Annotated in this window: 13 protein-coding genes; 11 read left to right on the top strand and 2 right to left on the bottom strand. The window is 44.7% G+C overall.

Features of this window, described 5'->3' with window-relative positions; genetic code table 11:
- The first annotated feature begins 52 nt into the window (after nucleotides 1–52).
- Together AC58QD_RS25405 and AC58QD_RS25400 are read left to right on the top strand one after the other, a co-directional pair.
- Nucleotides 53–1,537 (top strand): extracellular solute-binding protein, encoded by a 1,485-nt coding sequence (locus tag AC58QD_RS25405; RefSeq protein ID WP_497337826.1) that lies wholly within the window; start codon nucleotides 53–55, stop codon nucleotides 1,535–1,537.
- Nucleotides 1,538–1,808: 271 nt separating this feature from the next.
- Complete coding sequence (locus AC58QD_RS25400; protein WP_497337825.1) at nucleotides 1,809–2,627, top strand: helix-turn-helix domain-containing protein; 819 nt, start codon at nucleotides 1,809–1,811, stop codon at nucleotides 2,625–2,627.
- Between the two features lies 1 nt (nucleotide 2,628).
- Here AC58QD_RS25400 and AC58QD_RS25395 read toward each other — a convergent pair whose 3' ends face one another.
- Nucleotides 2,629–3,864 carry an aspartate aminotransferase family protein gene (locus tag AC58QD_RS25395; protein ID WP_497337824.1) on the bottom strand — a complete coding sequence of 412 codons (1,236 nt, stop codon included), beginning with the start codon at nucleotides 3,862–3,864 and terminating at the stop codon, nucleotides 2,629–2,631.
- 162 nt (nucleotides 3,865–4,026) lie between these two features.
- On the opposite strand from AC58QD_RS25395, the gene AC58QD_RS25390 reads away from it, so the two are divergent.
- From AC58QD_RS25390 to AC58QD_RS25370, 5 genes are all read left to right on the top strand, one after another.
- Nucleotides 4,027–4,668, top strand: coding sequence for a hypothetical protein (locus AC58QD_RS25390; protein WP_497337823.1), 642 nt, complete (start codon nucleotides 4,027–4,029; stop codon nucleotides 4,666–4,668).
- A 72-nt stretch (nucleotides 4,669–4,740) separates the two neighbouring features.
- Nucleotides 4,741–5,409 (top strand): hypothetical protein, encoded by a 669-nt coding sequence (locus AC58QD_RS25385; RefSeq protein ID WP_497337822.1) that lies wholly within the window; start codon nucleotides 4,741–4,743, stop codon nucleotides 5,407–5,409.
- 32 nt (nucleotides 5,410–5,441) lie between these two features.
- Nucleotides 5,442–5,855: a hypothetical protein gene (locus tag AC58QD_RS25380; RefSeq protein ID WP_497337821.1), complete on the top strand. Its 414-nt coding sequence runs from the start codon at nucleotides 5,442–5,444 to the stop codon at nucleotides 5,853–5,855.
- Between the two features lie 201 nt (nucleotides 5,856–6,056).
- Nucleotides 6,057–7,682 carry a type 2 periplasmic-binding domain-containing protein gene (locus AC58QD_RS25375; RefSeq protein WP_497337820.1) on the top strand — a complete coding sequence of 542 codons (1,626 nt, stop codon included), beginning with the start codon at nucleotides 6,057–6,059 and terminating at the stop codon, nucleotides 7,680–7,682.
- Between the two features lie 84 nt (nucleotides 7,683–7,766).
- Complete coding sequence (locus AC58QD_RS25370) at nucleotides 7,767–9,494, top strand: polysaccharide deacetylase family protein (protein WP_497337819.1); 1,728 nt, start codon at nucleotides 7,767–7,769, stop codon at nucleotides 9,492–9,494.
- Between the two features lie 332 nt (nucleotides 9,495–9,826).
- Here AC58QD_RS25370 and AC58QD_RS25365 read toward each other — a convergent pair whose 3' ends face one another.
- A complete protein-coding gene (locus AC58QD_RS25365) occupies nucleotides 9,827–10,642 on the bottom strand; it encodes a helix-turn-helix domain-containing protein (protein ID WP_497337818.1) in 816 nt (271 codons plus the stop codon).
- A 195-nt stretch (nucleotides 10,643–10,837) separates the two neighbouring features.
- On the opposite strand from AC58QD_RS25365, the gene AC58QD_RS25360 reads away from it, so the two are divergent.
- The 4 genes from AC58QD_RS25360 to nfsA all read left to right on the top strand — a co-directional run bounded on the left by AC58QD_RS25360 (nucleotide 10,838) and on the right by nfsA (nucleotide 15,608).
- Nucleotides 10,838–11,989 (top strand): amidohydrolase family protein, encoded by a 1,152-nt coding sequence (locus tag AC58QD_RS25360; RefSeq protein WP_497337817.1) that lies wholly within the window; start codon nucleotides 10,838–10,840, stop codon nucleotides 11,987–11,989.
- Entirely contained in the window at nucleotides 11,986–12,342 is a 357-nt protein-coding gene (locus AC58QD_RS25355) for a Rieske (2Fe-2S) protein (RefSeq protein WP_497337816.1), read from the top strand. Before AC58QD_RS25360 ends, AC58QD_RS25355 begins: the two co-directional genes overlap by 4 nt.
- Nucleotides 12,343–12,428: 86 nt before the next feature.
- A complete protein-coding gene (locus AC58QD_RS25350) occupies nucleotides 12,429–14,381 on the top strand; it encodes a hypothetical protein (protein WP_497337815.1) in 1,953 nt (650 codons plus the stop codon).
- 486 nt (nucleotides 14,382–14,867) lie between these two features.
- Nucleotides 14,868–15,608: an oxygen-insensitive NADPH nitroreductase gene (gene nfsA / locus AC58QD_RS25345; RefSeq protein WP_497337814.1), complete on the top strand. Its 741-nt coding sequence runs from the start codon at nucleotides 14,868–14,870 to the stop codon at nucleotides 15,606–15,608.
- The last annotated feature ends 139 nt before the right edge of the window (nucleotides 15,609–15,747 follow it).

Raw genomic sequence — 15,747 nt, 5'->3', positions numbered from 1 at the left:
CATTTACATTCGATTAACAATTAAGCATTAGAATAAAGGGGAGATGACTTAAATGAAGAAGGTTGGTATCATCAGTTTGGTGTTAGCGTTTTCACTCCTTGCTGGTTGCGGAGGCGGCGGAAGCGGTACGGAATCGGGCAGTAACGGCGGCGGCACATCTACACCAGCGGTCAAACCCGAGCTCAGACAACTTGGCTTCCAAAGAAATTTTGATCCGAATTTGGATCCGGTTGCTAAGTTCCTGGAAGAGAAAACAGGTTATAAAGTAAAGTATGAAACTTTGCCTTTAGAAAACTTCGATGACAAATTGAATCTTTTGATGGCTAATAAAGAGCCTTATGATATCTTGAAGCTATCCGGTTCCCAGTACAACCGTCTGGCTGCACAAGGTGCACTCGAGCCGTTGGACGATCTTCTAGCAAAGCATGGCCAGGCGCTAGTTAAGGCTAACCCAGAAGCTGCTATAGAGAACGCTAAGGTGGATGGCAAGATCTACGGAATACCTGAAATGCATCCTCGTGCTTTCAACGGCAGTTCTCTTGCAATCCGTCAAGGCTTGCTTGATGAGCTGGGAATGAAATCCCCGACAACGATTGATGAGTTCTACCTATTGTTGAAAGCAATCAAAGAAAAGAAGAACATTATTCCTTTCACAGGTTATGAAAGTATCGTAACTGAGATTGCAGGCGCATTCGGAGTCGTTACGACTTGGAAAGACAGCAACGGCAAACTGATTCACCGTCTTGACGATCCGGGCATGAAGGAATACCTTGCTTTCATGAACAAGCTGTATACTGAAGGTCTGATTGATCAGGAGTGGCCTGTTAATAAAGCTGCTACCGTGCAGCAAAAGTTCTCAACCGGTAAAGCGGGAGTTATGGTTTATGGTTGGGGCGTAGCGGTGGCCGTTACAGACGCACTGGAGAAAAACCTTCCAGGCTCCAAAATTACGATTATCCCTGCATTGAAGGGTAAAGACGGCAAAGCTGCCAACTGGATTCAAGGCGGAGGTGTAAGCTGGTATATCGCCATTCCGAAGTCGTCGAAGCATAAAGAAGAAGCCATGAAGTACTTGAACATGAAAGTTGAACCGACTCTATTCAAAGAACTGGCTATTGGTATTGAAAATGAACATTACAAGAAAGACGCATCTGGTAAACTGTTCCCGATCCTGCCTAAATTTAATGATGATCGCGGACAAGCAGACTGGTTTATCACTAGTACAGATTCAAAAGCGTTCGAAGAGCAATGGCTGGTACGTGTGAGAAAAGACAACACTATGTACGCAGCGTTCGAAGAAATCAACAAGCAGAATTCGATATCTGTAAAAGACCCGACACTTCTTGCACCTCCGCTTCCTGTTGTTGGTAACAATATGCAGAAGCTGGGCAAGCTTGAGAATGACTATATCATCAAGGTTATTGCCGGCGCTGAGAAGTTGGACGGTTATGACAACTTCGTTAAGCAATGGAAGTCCCAGGGTGGTACGGAAGTTCACACCGCTTTGAGCGACTGGTACACCAAATCCAAGAAATAAGATCAGCCCCTTAAGGCAGCTAAGACTGGAACATCGTTAGGATGAACCTTCTTGCTCCCATAAGGGGATTTTTATTTCCATAGTATTTTTCACAAAACCTTAATATTTTCCCTGTTTTCTTAACTTCATGGGCTTACGTTTCATGCTGCTCCCGAGGGACAATAAAGATGAATAAACGCGTTAAGAACGGGGGACGAAAGCCATGCCAATCTGTGTCAGCTCTTCTGAGAACGTTGGACTTATTTACGATAGATCGTACTTGGAGAAGCCTATGTCATTAGGTAGATATGTGCTGGAACAAGTCCGGGATTGCAGCTTTACATCAGAATTGCTGCCTTCTCAAGGTGCGGCACCTTACTGCGGCCTCCATTACGCGGTTACGGGCAGCGGGAAGCTTACTCTTAACAAGTCAGCGGCTTTGTTTCAAGAAGGGCAATATTTTGCAAGCCATCCCAAGGACAACTGGGATATCAGCAGCTCCGGGCAGGAGCCGTTTCGTTTGCTGTCCCTGCGCTTTCGATACTCGGAGGCTGCAGCTTCTATGCTGATCCCTGCTTCGTTAGAGAAACTACCTCTGGACCAAAGAATTCGGAGCGATAAGGGTAAGATGGAAGGTCTCCTGCTGGAGCTGGCTGATGAGCTGGGAGACGCCAGGAACAGTCATGCACTCCTGATGGCGGAAAGCCTGGTAAGCCAGATCACCGTAATCGTTCATCGCTCCTACAGCACTCAAGAGGAGAAGATATTCAAACGACCCGACCGTTCGGATAACCCCAAGGAGCTGGCCTTCGAAACGGTACGGTATATAGATAAACGTTTGCTGGAAATGAAAGAACTTAGCGAAATTGCGGCTGCGTTCGGTTACAGTCACTCCCGGTTATCCCATGTTTTCAGAACGGAAATGGGCGTATCACTGCAGCACTATTGGGGTCGAAGGCGCATTCTCAAGGCCATGAACCTGCTGCAGTCCGGACAAAAGGTCACCCGGGTTGCGGAGCTGCTGCACTATCAATCCATCCATTCTTTCAGTAAAGCCTTCAAGAAAAATGCAGGCCTTACGCCTACAGAATATCAAGAATTATATAGTTAAATCACAAGGTTTGTTGAGTTAGAGATGATTTGAGATCATGTTGATCCATAACCTGGGTCAGCAGCTGGAACATCGTATCGATTTCCTTCTCCGACACAATCAGCGCCGGCATCAATCGGATCGACCGGGGATTCGGCGAGTTAATCAGCAGTCCTGCCTTCAGACACTCTGCCACAATTTCATGGCCATTCTCGTCGGGAAGATCGAATGCCAGCAGCAATCCTTTACCGCGTATCCGACTCAAACCGTATTGTGCCGCTATCTGGTGAAGATGAGCAAGGATGTATTTGCCTTGCTGCTCTGCCTGTGCGGACAGCTCCTTAGCAACAATCTCATTCACAACTGCTAGCCCAACCGCCATAGCGAGCGGTTGCCCCGAATAAGTCCCTCCTTGATCGCCTGGCTCGAAGATGTTGAACGATTCTTTTACCAGCAGTGCTGAGAGAGGGAAACCTCCTCCAATTCCTTTGCCCAACGTCATGACATCCGGTTGAATGCCGTAATGTTCATTAGCGAACAGCTTACCTGTGCGGCCTAGCCCGGTCTGGATTTCATCGAATATCAGCATGATTCCAGTATCGTCACAGATCCTGCGAAGCTGGGTTACATACTCTTGATCAACGCAATGTACACCGCCTTCCCCTTGTACAAGCTCCAACATTATCGCACACGTATTCGGGTTAACTGCAGCGTGCAACGCCTCGATATCATTCAGGGGGACATGAATGAAGCCGGGCACTTTGGGCGAGAACAAGCTCTCCCAATGCTTCTTGCCGGTTGCTGACATCGTGGCGAGCGTACGGCCATGGAAGCTGTTCAGAGTCGTAATAATCTCATAAGCGCCGCCCAGATTGCGGACTCCGTTCCTTCTGGCTAATTTAATCGCCCCTTCATTCGCTTCAGCACCGCTGCTCGCAAAGAATACACGGTCGAAGCCGGATAACTCGGTTAGTCGGCGGGCGAACTCTAATTGAGGTTTATTGTAATAAGACGGGCTCGTATTTACGAGCTTGCCAGCCTGTGTACTCAGTGTTTGTTGAATGACTTTAGGTGAATGACCTAAGCAAGTGACCGCCCACCCTCCTACAAAATCCAGATATGGCTTACCCTCCGTGTCCCATAAATACATTCCCTCACCGCGTTCCATAATGATCTCAGGCCTTACTGCCGTGAATAGGATCGAATCTCTAGCTATTGTTAGTAGCTGCTCAGTGGTTAATATCTCATCATCATGCATACAAGGATCACCATCATTCCATAAGATTATTAAATGAATATACGAAATAATGAATAAATATGCAATACTAAACCGAGAAACTTTTGACCCGTTTTAATCGTCTAAATTGTAAATGGTAAAATATAACATTAAAATCTTGTTTGAATTAAGGGGCTGAAGTATATGCGTTACTGGACTTATCTGATTGTTGGGATGGTTAGTTTGCTATTGTTGGTTGGCTGCCAGGATGAAGCTCAAACAGATGACATGGTTGTTAATAGTAACACTGATAATTTAGCCTTAACTATACCAAAGGAGACTCCCACTTCTGCTCCAATTCCGAGTCCAGCTCCAACTCCAAGTTTAACTCCAACCGCCCAACCGCTAAGCTTACGCAGCTCCTTGCGACAAATCTCGTTTGGGCAAAGCAATGAAACGGTGGGCTATATGTTCCGAACTGTTAACAATAGTGACTTGACAGATAAGCCCTATTCGATCGTGCGTCATATGGAGGAGTTCAGTATTCGACTGGATCTCCTTGAAGGGGATAGGCTACAGAAGAAACATTTACTCTCGAAGATAACTATGGAGGGTAATGCTCAGACCAGACTATATAGCGATCAGATGGGTGCCGTTCTGCGGTTTACCGGGATGGACAATGTTGTTACGGTAACAATAGGAGATATCCCGCCTATTCGGATTATGAAGGCGGAACCGCTTCAATTAACGGTTGAAACTACACGTTTTAATAATGAATCCATAGTTTTAGCTGGAAACCCCGAGCAGAACCCTGCTCTGAGAGCTGTTGTGGTATCCAATCTATAAACACACTTGACGTTGTCATTTTCTGAAGAAATGGATCAAGCCATAGTGAATGGAATGCCAAAGGGAGAATGGTTGGATAGTAGACGGTATCGGGTTGAATTAGCTGATGGCCTAATGGGTGGGAACGAACGGGTAGAAAATAGTGTGAGTCTAATTGACTTTCGTTCAATAAGGGGAAATTATACGGCTGTATACGACTGGAATCTAGGTGTTCATCGGGTTCAACCGGGTGTATGGAGGGATGTCGGTACTGGGGAGAAGATAGGCTGGTCACCTAGGGATACGTTCTACGAAACAATCATCTATTCTCCGGATCGCAATCGTTATATCGGCACAGCAGCAATCGGACGTCCAGATGGAGATGGGGATGGCTATTATTATGGGATAGTTTTGGAAGAGAGAGGCCAGGCACCTAGGTTTATCGAAACTTCGGTCTATCTCAACATCCTACAGCAAGGCTCACCTGTTCAATGGATCGACAATGACCGAATTTTATATGCGGATTATAGAACCATTTATGAATATTCAATCTCTACTGGCGAGCGACGGATCCTAATGGAACGAAACGGTGATGAGGGTGGTTATCATTCAGTAACCTACGATCGGCATGCAGGACAGCTTCATGTGATGACACATACGTATGAAGAAACACAGGATCATAAAGGCCAGGTCGTGGTAAATACCTTGTGTATGAGGAACTTGCAAAGCCAGCCATTTCGGAACATTTGCGCTCAGCCGTAATTGGAACAAGTAATGGGTATATGAGTTATAGAATGACCGTTTACCCCGTACAGAGTGGCACCTTTCACACTACAACACAGGGGGATGGAAGGCCGATAACCCATTATGAGAGCCAAACAGGCCGGAAAAGGGTGCTTCCAGGGCAGGTGTATTACGCGGACGATAAGTTGGTGCTTCTTCTTGAGAATTATCTTCTTCAGTCAGATGGTCAAGTGGATCATAAGCTGTGGATATGGAATTATGGAGGAACAGAGCCCATTGAGGCGCCACTACCTCCTGGATCTGTACGAATTGCGGGAAATCAACCGATTGCAGTGAGGGATGAAGAGTATTATAGATATGATTATCAGAATAACGAGTGGCAGCGATGGGCGAATGTGATTGGCGAACGAATACTGACGATATCTCCCCAAACCTCAATTGGCATGTACAAGGCGGCCCGATAATATGCGGCTTATTTAAACTACATTTGAATTGTTCAGTCCCATTTGAGTAGAAGATTGTACAAATAAAATAGAGGATTATTCATGGAAAGGTAATCCTAAGCAACGATATAATAACGCTGTCGAGATTAAACAGCTGCATTACTATAAATGCATCTAGTAGCAAAAAGTTAAGAAAAAAATTAAAGGGGGATGAACAACCAGATGAACAAAAAAGAAATTAGGTCAAAGTGGAAAGCGCTTACCACATTAACACTCGCCGCTGTTGTCATTAGTGCTTGCGGCTCAAACGAGGGTACGAGCAACTCGTCAGCAACACCCACACCAACATCTGCTAAAACGGATGGAGCAGCCACAGCTTCAACAGCACCACAAAAAGAGAAGCTTGATCTTCGTATCATGATTGAAGGTCCTGCCAATGCACAGCTTCCAGGGAATGCTGACGACTTCGTGAAGAAAACCATTGAAGAGAAATTCAATGTGGAGCTTAAGGTAGAGTACATGCCAGCTGGCCAAGATTATATTAATAAGCTGAATGCACAGTTAGCTGCAAACTCCCCACCTGATATGTGGCGTGATGTAACTGGTGATGGCGGACAAAAATATGCTTTGGATGGCGTTTTGGGTGAGATCGGCAATTTCATCAATCCCAAAACGATGCCCAACTACTTCAAATATTGGGTTGATGAGACTACATTTCAGCGTTATCAAATTCAAGGGAAAGTAGTGCGTACTCCTGCACCTTATAGTAAAGATTTGTACCGCACTTGGTATATCCGTAAAGACTGGCTAGACAAGCTAAACTTGGAGATTCCAAAAACTTACGATGAATATTATAACGTCCTTAAGGCTTTCACGAATAATGATCCAGATGGTAATGGTAAGAAAGATACCTTCGGGTTCACTACAGCTTCAGGTGGCAATGGAATTGGACTTGAATGGCCCGAATATTGGAAGGCAGGGCTTGTTTACGCTACTACCCTTCAAAACGGAAAGTTCATCGATATGCAAACAGATCCGCGTGTTGAACAAGTTTTAAATGATATTTCCAAGGTTATTGCTGAAGGTTTAGTTGATCCGGAGTGGTTTCTGAGTAAATCCCCACAGCATATCGACAGAGCAGCACAAGGAAAAGCTGGAGTGATAATGGGTGCAACCAAAGATTTTGCATATGACTCGAATATTCAGAGCATTCAGTCGAAAACGAAAGCATTATTTCCAAATGCAAATTGGGTTCCATTCACACCATTCGGCAGCCAAAACATTTCAACTGGTATAGCACCGGGATCACCCATTCTATTCCATAAGAACATTGTTGAAAAATCTCCTGAGAAAGTTACCCGTATTGTAGAAATTTTGGATTGGTTGGCTACTGAGGAGGGCTACCTCCTAACCCACTATGGAGTGGAGAACAAGCATTACACCAAGAATGGCAAAACAATTATCCTCAATCTTGAAGCTATCAAAACGGATATCACAGCTAAAGGTGATTTCTTGACCATATGGGATTTCTTTACACCAGAAGCACCTGCGATATTCGGCTTGACTGTTATTAATGCGAATGAGACCGATCGTGACCGTAAGATTGCAAAAACAATTGCATCTATTCCATCGGCTCCTTATTTAGGAACGAGTTTACTTCCGCCTACTGACTTTGACTTGGGTACTTTTCGAAATCGCCAACGTGAATTGCAAGCGAAAGCGATCTTCGATGATAAGTCAGGCAAGAACTGGCCGGCCTATCGTGAAGAATTAATGACGAAGTATAACGGCAATGCGCTCTTCGAAGCTTATGATGCGCAAGTAAAAGCTGCTGGCTTGGATAAGTAACCTAAATGAATGAAGACTTTCACTGCACGTTGGGGGAAGTCTTTATTTATTTAAATTCATTCCAATTCACTTAAGGAGATCCGGATGATAAAAATAGCAAATGTAGGCGTTTTACTTGATAGGAAAGCAGCTCAAGCACGCTGGTCTAAGAATGAAAATGTGTTTGAAAAGTTTATTATTGAAGTTTTGGAGCACGCAGGTATTCCGTTTCACTTGCTACATTCTGTGGAGGAGGTTGTCTCGTGTGATGTTGTTATTGTAGCATTAGAGCCTGCTTCGACAGATTCATCTGAGCATGAAATCCTATGGACTTATGCTGAAGGTGGCGGACTATTGATTACCTTCGCAGGGCTAAACAGCTTCGCCAACCGCCTTGGCTGCGAGATTAATCCAACAACCGGACCAGGATATGCGATGCTACCAAGTACAATGGGAGATATACGACCGTTACGCTATATGAATGCAACGATATGGAACTGCATCCACGCCATTGATACAGCCATTCCAATTGATGTAGAGTCCCTTGGCGTGCTTAAGTCAAGTCCTTCGCTAGATGGAGAAACAATAGGTGCCGTGATGCAACTCTTCTCCATAGGTCTAGGGGCTATTCATCGCTGGGCAGTAGACTTGCCTGCCACTTGGGTAGGTCTACAGCAAGGCACACAGCCAATCATCCGGGACGGCATCCCTGCTCCTGATGGAACAGCAGCGCTCGATGACCAAATATTAAAGGCGGATGATGGCTTCGAGCTGAATTGGGACTTGGATCGCATCAAGACATTAACGGGAGCCTCTTATTTCCCCCATCCATACTCCGACTTATGGAAGGAAGCTTTCATCGGCCATTTATTAAGGGAGACTATTAAGCTCGGACTAACCTTACCATTCGTTGGATATTGGCCGGATGGAATTGAGCAAGTAGCTATGATTTCTCACGATAGCGATCGTAACGTCGACGATTCCGCAGTTACGACACTTGCCATCTTGAAGGAGTACAATGTGCAGAGCACTTGGTGTATGTTGGAACCAGGCTACAGTTCTCACATTAATGAACAGGTGCTTGCAGATGGGCATGAGCTAGCTCTCCATTATAACGCTATGGAAGATCAGAATGGCAAATGGAGCGAGGAGGAATTTGCCCGCCAACTGAGTTGGCTGAAGCAGGCAACAGGTTTGGAGAAATGCTCATCTAACAAGAACCATTACACTCGTTTCGAAGGATGGGGCGAGTTATTCCAGTGGTGTGAGCGAAATGGAGTTCAAGCCGATCAGACTCGGGGACCTAGTAAGAAAGGAAACGTTGGCTATCTGTTTGGAACCTGCCACCCCTACTTCCCGATTGCGTATGCAGAGGAACAGAATCGTTCCTACGATGTACTTGAAATGGGCTTCTTAATCCAGGATCATATGGACCATGCTATGATTTCTGACGGTAATTTTCTTGTCTCCTTCCTTGAGCAAGCTAAGGGAGTGAACGGAGTGGCTCATTTCTTATTCCATCCATTGCATATCCACAATCAATCTACCGTTAGAGAAGCACTACGTACTGTGATTCGAACTGCCAGTGAAAATGGATTTACTTTTATGACGGGAAAGGAAATCAATGATTGGGAACGAGCAAGGCGTAACATTCGCATAACAGGATTGAGCCTTACTGATGATGAAGTGTTAGTGACCGTTGACACTTCGTTTGTTCTCCAACATCAGAAGGCAGTATTGTGGATACCTGTTCTTAACACTAAAGATACAGACACATCTCACATAGAGTATAAATTCGGTGTTACCTGCAAGAAGCAGACTGTCTCGTTCTAATTCGGATGTGCAGAGTTGTGGTGGTGGATGGCGGAGTGCATGAATACGGATATTGGACCTGAGGATGTACGGCTGGGCGACCGGACGCGAAGCGTACGGAAACCTAACTCCTCAACAGAGAAGAGCACAAAAGGGGGCAGGCTGATGGAGTGGAAAAGCGTCAGCGTTCGCCTTTGTTCTTGAATGCTAACCATAAAAAATATAATAAAAGGATTCAAGTACAACAGCGATTGGAGCCCATCTGCCTGCCCTTCCACCCGCCTAACTGAACTCAACGGCAAAGGACCTGATCGGTGGACTTCCGATCAGGTTATTCTTAACTTACTAATCTCCTAGATTTTCTTCAATAGAGCGGAAGGTGTTATCCCCATAATTTTCTTGAATAATCGACTAAAATAATAAATATCCTTAAATCCCAGTCGTTCAGCTACACCGGTTATATTGTATTCCCCGCTTTTTAATAAATCGCATGCTTTCCCAATCTTTATTCGGTTTTGATATTGGATCGTCGTTACACCTGTTGTTTTTTTGAAGATCAGGCACAAATACGATGGACTTATGCCAATTTCACGGCTCAATTCCTCAATCGAATAAAATTTTTGTTCATTAGAGTCCATTAATCCGATCAGCATCTCTACCATACGTAGGTGAGAGGTTTTGTGCTCCAGAGAATCAATAATTAATAAGTGCAATATTTCCATAATGCGGCTGCGACTGCGGATCAAATGTCCCAGCTGTTTTCCTACCCAAGCCTGAAGGAGCTCTTGAAACAAGAAAGTGACTCGGGTTTGATCTAAGTTTTGGAATACATGATTAAGCTTATCAAGCGAAGTCTTATGTGACTCATCTCTAAATTGAAGATGGAATAGAACCACGATATGCTTCCACTGACCCGATTCTTGTCTTTCTCTTATGCGGGGGAAGTACCTTGGGAAAAACAGAACATCCCCGGTGGAGATAGTATAATGCTGATCGCCTACCATATAATTTGTAGTTCCTTGGGTTGTAAGGGAGAGGACATACTCATTCGAATTGTCCGGCGGTTTAGGAGGATGCACTTCCACGGGTTTATTCGATTGGACCTCAACGACATATTCTAGATTTGTAATAGTAAAATCAAAATCAGCCACGGCATTAGGCGGATTCATATGGTCTCACCCCTCGGAAAACTACTACGATTTGAGTAGAAGATTGTACAAATAAAATAGAGGATATTTCATGGAATGGCAACCCTAATCAACGCTATAATAACGGTGCAGCGATAAAACATCAACCATTAATATTAATAATTGAACACACTTGGATGAAAAAAGCTAGATTTAGATTTAGGAGGAATCATAACCATGAACGAAACACCAGTCCTGATTGATACGGATGTACATAACCAAATAGGACCGTTACAGCCCTATTTACCAAAGGCGTGGCATGATAGATATCGCGATGTTGGGTTGCCTTATGGCGCTCAGTACTATTCATCCATAGGTACAAACCGCAAGGATGCAGTTCCAGACAAAGGAGGGGCCCCTGGTAGCGACCCACAGTTTCTAATTAGCGATCATTTGGATCGATACGGAATTGACTATGCAATTCTCACTGGTTCAGGTGTTCTAGGCCTTTCACTGGATCCAGATCCAGACTATGGAAATGTACTTGCTGCCGCATGCAACGACCGTATGATTGACACGTGGCTAAATGTGAGCAACCGATTTAGAGGGTCCATTTTCATCAATGCATCGGATCCAATCGCTGCTGCAGCAGAAATCCGACGTCATTCATCCAACCCTAGTATGGTCCAGGTGCTAATGGCAAGCGCTGCCCGTATGCCTTATGGACAACGCTTTTATCATCCCATCTACGACGCTGCACAAGAGTGCGGTTTTCCCGTCGCCGTCCATCCTGGTACGGAAGGTAAGGGAATCTCGGGAGCACCGACGCCATCAGGCTACCCAACCCGATATATGGAATGGCATAATATTTTGCCAACCAACTATATGACACATGTGAACAGCCTAGTATGCGAAGGAGTGTTCGAGAAGTTCCCGAAGCTGAAATTTGTGGCTATCGAAGGAGGTATTTCCTGGTTGCCGCACTTAATGTGGAGAATGGATAAAAACTTTAAGGCACTACGTGAATCCACGCCTTGGCTGAAACGTTTTCCTTCGGAATATATTATTGACCACATTCGCTTAACGACCCAGCCTGTCGAAGAACCGAATAATCCTGAGCATTTTTTGCAGATCCTGCACATGATACAGGCAGAGAAAACGGTAATGTTCTCATCGGACTACCCGCATTGGGACAATGATAATCCAAGAATGGCCCTACCACGAATGCCAAAAGAAATGAAACAGCGTATTCTAGCAGGAACTGCAGCGGAATTGTACGGGTTGCATACGAGACCTGAGAGAAAGGGCGAAATCTCTATTGAACTGGCCGAACAAATGGCCAAAGAGTCGGAGCAATCCCCCGAGAATGTTTGGGGAGAAGATGAATGAGCAGGCATTGGGTGGGAAAAACAACTGATATACAGGAAAAGAAAAGCAAGATTTTTAAAATTGTGGGTATTGAGTTCGGATTGTACAATGTGCAGGGTAAATGGTATGCATGGAACAACTTTTGCCCTCATCAAGGGGCAAAAATATGCAAGGGAACGGTCTGCGGAACGCGACTCCCTTCCCTCGTGTATGAGTACAAGTACGGGATGGAAGATCAGATTTTGCGCTGCCCATGGCATGGTTGGGAATTCGATCTGACAAATGGAGCATTATTGGTCGATTCGGCAACGAAATTAAGGGGATATCCAGTGGAAATCGATGGTGAGGACTTGTTTGTTATTCTTCCTAAATAAACTCTACAGCACCAGTGATTTATCAACAACTGCATAATTACAGACCAAATGTAGAATACGGCATTACTTTCAACGGAAAAGCTTATATGGGTGCAATCGGGCAAATTCGTGTTTACGACAACATGACGGCTACAACACTTGGAAGCTGGAGCTTCAGTAATACGGATAAGCTGACCGCTGTAAACGGTGTGTTCCAAACACCAGCGGCCGGACATGATCTGATTGTCGAAGTGTCCATTCCTTCTGGAACAGCAGGGCATATGATTTGGGTCGATTCCTTTGAAGTCGGTGAGCAATGGGAGCATATGGTGCATGAAGGGGTGATCATGTCTCCTGTGTTGAGATTTGTTAATAAAGTGATTGCAGATCCTTCCTTGCACGCAGCTTATTTAATAAAGGCTCAGACCTATCGCGATTTTGTTGCGGATAATTTGTTTCATAAATGGGAGCCTTATTGGAAGCAAATTAGTGGAACAGATGGGTTGAACAATGGCACAGGCGTCTATATTTTCCCAGAGGGCTTTAGCACGGAATTGTTCCCTGGACGCAGTTTGCCGCACAATCAATATTTAGCTTTTGCTCAGATGTTGTATTTACTCTACGATGCTACAGAGGGGGTAACTGCCTTCGAAGCGGATCGCTCCTTATATTGGAGTAGGGCTAACGACATGTCGCGTGCGTTCAAAGGTACACTAATCGCACATCCACTAAATGCAACTCTGGAAACGGATGCTTCCTTGTGGAACTATTGGGACAATTTGGGTGAGTGGGACAACGGGCATTATTCAAGCTATACCCAAGAAGATATATCTCATGCAGGTTTGACGATGGCGGGGGTAATGGAGGCTTACCATCAAGGGCAAGTTTTTACCTATGATGATTTGGCCCAAATAACAAGAACCTTCACCGACGTGATGTGGAATCAGAGCTTTGCGGATCCTGTACTTTCGTATTACAATTCGAGGCAGCCTAGAGTTACTACTGACAAAACGAATACGAACCGATTTCATTTCTGGACTCATTTTGCTGAATTCGATCCGTTAGTTAGGGATATTACAAATGCAGTATGCGAAGTAGATGGCTGTGCTACTGTAATGGCTACAGGGACTGCCAAATGGAGCGGAAACAAACTAGTGAATTATGACTTTAAGCAGGCGGTTCCATTAGATCCTACATTGCCGCAGAGCTGGACGAGATTTCAATCGACCTCAGATACTGCAGCGTTAACGGGTACTGATCCAGGAATGAATGATTCATCCTTATTAATTACCACAAACGGTACTTCGTGGCAAATTGTGGAGCAGAGAATGGAAGATTATGAGCCGAATACACCTTATACCCTCTCCTTCTTAAGCAAAAAGTACGGAACAGTTAACGGCAGAGTTCAAGTCTATGATTACACCACATCGACTAATCTTGGACAATTGATTATTTCGAATACCAGTTGGACTAGAAGTCAGTTCACTGTAACAACTCCTGAAGCTGGACATGATGTAAGGATACGTCTATACACGTCGGCATTGACGCCTGCCGGCTCATCAATCGGATTCGATGACATTCATGCTTACCCATCACTGTCAGATGGAGAGATTGCGAACGCTGGGTTCGAGACGGCGGACACGTGGGATTCTACGCTTCCCCGCTATTGGGTGCGCAGTACATCAACGACTCCTGCGAATGCAGTCATTGACACTACAGACAGATCTGCAGGGATTAATTCGTTACTTCTAGAATCTTCTGGCGACGGTGTAAGTCAGGAGTTATCTTATACTTGGTTGGGTTATCGAGCAAATGCTTTATATACGGTTAATTTTGCAAGTAAAGTGGACGGAAACAGTGGTGGCAAGCTTAAGATCATCAACACCACCACAAATACTGTACTAGTTGATCAAACCATTTCTTCTACTTCTTGGGCGACTTTTACTACGACGTTCACTACAGCTACCGCATACAATGATAGACTAAAGGTCATATTGACTCACGACAATCCATCTGCTGCAGGGAGGGCGTGGATAGATGAGTTGAACATTACTTATTAATTTGTAAATGCCTTTGACAACAATTCTTGAAGCAAATACCAAAAAGCTGGCAAATAGCCAGCTTTTTGTGCTAGACTGACGGCATTTAAGGACACTACATCTAAATGCAGAGGCGATCGACGATCATGTGGATTCTGATAGACTGTTTTGGTATGGGTTATTTGTGCCAAATGGACGAATTTCTCTGAAATTACCAATCTTCTATTGGCTATTGGACTAAATTCGGGATAATTTGTCCATTTTTATGAAAGTTTGGGATTGTTGTATAGGCTATTAGATTCCAGATTCGTCCAATGATACATTTAATTCTTAGTAATATAGCTTATTTTGGTAAAGCGACTTAAATACAACCACGAAAGTAAGAAGCATACGAATAGTGCCGGCTCAACCTAGCTCCTATCTTGCACCAGATTGTTCAAAGCTTCATAATAAGGTCAAGCATAAGGATCATTCCTTGTATAGTTTCGATAAAAGGAGCGGGGAATAATGAATGAAATGATACGCAGGCTTCAATCTCATAGATCTATACGGAGGTTCAAGTCGGACCCCATAACTCAGGAGCAAGTGGAGGCCATTCTCCATTCAGCCCAAATGGCCTCAACCTCCAGCAATGTTCAGGCCTACAGCGTTATTCGCGTAACCGACCAACAGATTAGAAGTGCGATTCAGGTTGTTACAGGTAATCAACAGCATGTGGGACAATGTCCGCTCTTCCTGGTCTGGTGCGCAGATCTATATCGCAACAAACTGGCGAACGAGAAGAATAACGCAGAGATGATATCCGATGGCATGGAGAATTTCATTGTCAGTACAGTAGACACTGCACTGGCTGCTCAGAATGCGGCGGCTGCGGCAGAAGCAATGGGACTCGGAATCGTGTATATCGGAGGGATACGCAACGATCTTCGTGAAGTGTCTCGACTCTTGCAGCTTCCCGAGCTTGTCTATCCTGTTTTCGGGATGTGTATAGGCTACCCTGACCAAGATCCTGCCGTTAAGCCCAGATTGAGTACGTCAGCTATATTACACGAGAATACATACCAGATACCTCAGCAAGTTGTCGAAGGCATTGATGAGTATGATAAGCGAATTCGCGATTATTATATGGAGCGAACGCAAGGCAAGCGGGATACGACGTGGTCTCTTGAGATGGCAGAGAAGTTCAAGCGGAAGCTTCGACCCTATGTGAAGGACTATTTAGAAGAGCAGGGATTCAGATTGGATTAAGAGGAAATATCAAAAGCCTATGACTCACACCTTATGGAGGAGAGTTATAGGCTTTTTTCTATTGTAAATGGTTTGGCCTGACGGAACTCGACCTTTACATGAACTTCATTTGAATATGACATTCCCTTAACAATTCATA

The sequence above is a fragment of the Paenibacillus sp. J2R1T-4 genome, from assembly GCF_059692235.1.
This window is presented reverse-complemented; position numbering and strand designations above follow the sequence as displayed.

Coding starts and splice junctions, on each gene's coding strand:
- AC58QD_RS25405 (WP_497337826.1), top strand. CDS start 53: ATGAAGAAGGTTGGTATCATCAGTTTGGTGTTAGCGTTTTCACTCCTT.
- AC58QD_RS25400 (WP_497337825.1), top strand. CDS start 1,809: ATGTCATTAGGTAGATATGTGCTGGAACAAGTCCGGGATTGCAGCTTT.
- AC58QD_RS25395 (WP_497337824.1), bottom strand. CDS start 3,864: ATGCATGATGATGAGATATTAACCACTGAGCAGCTACTAACAATAGCT.
- AC58QD_RS25390 (WP_497337823.1), top strand. CDS start 4,027: ATGCGTTACTGGACTTATCTGATTGTTGGGATGGTTAGTTTGCTATTG.
- AC58QD_RS25380 (WP_497337821.1), top strand. CDS start 5,442: ATGACCGTTTACCCCGTACAGAGTGGCACCTTTCACACTACAACACAG.
- AC58QD_RS25375 (WP_497337820.1), top strand. CDS start 6,057: ATGAACAAAAAAGAAATTAGGTCAAAGTGGAAAGCGCTTACCACATTA.
- AC58QD_RS25370 (WP_497337819.1), top strand. CDS start 7,767: ATGATAAAAATAGCAAATGTAGGCGTTTTACTTGATAGGAAAGCAGCT.
- AC58QD_RS25365 (WP_497337818.1), bottom strand. CDS start 10,642: ATGAATCCGCCTAATGCCGTGGCTGATTTTGATTTTACTATTACAAAT.
- AC58QD_RS25360 (WP_497337817.1), top strand. CDS start 10,838: ATGAACGAAACACCAGTCCTGATTGATACGGATGTACATAACCAAATA.
- AC58QD_RS25355 (WP_497337816.1), top strand. CDS start 11,986: ATGAGCAGGCATTGGGTGGGAAAAACAACTGATATACAGGAAAAGAAA.
- AC58QD_RS25350 (WP_497337815.1), top strand. CDS start 12,429: ATGGGTGCAATCGGGCAAATTCGTGTTTACGACAACATGACGGCTACA.
- nfsA (WP_497337814.1), top strand. CDS start 14,868: ATGAATGAAATGATACGCAGGCTTCAATCTCATAGATCTATACGGAGG.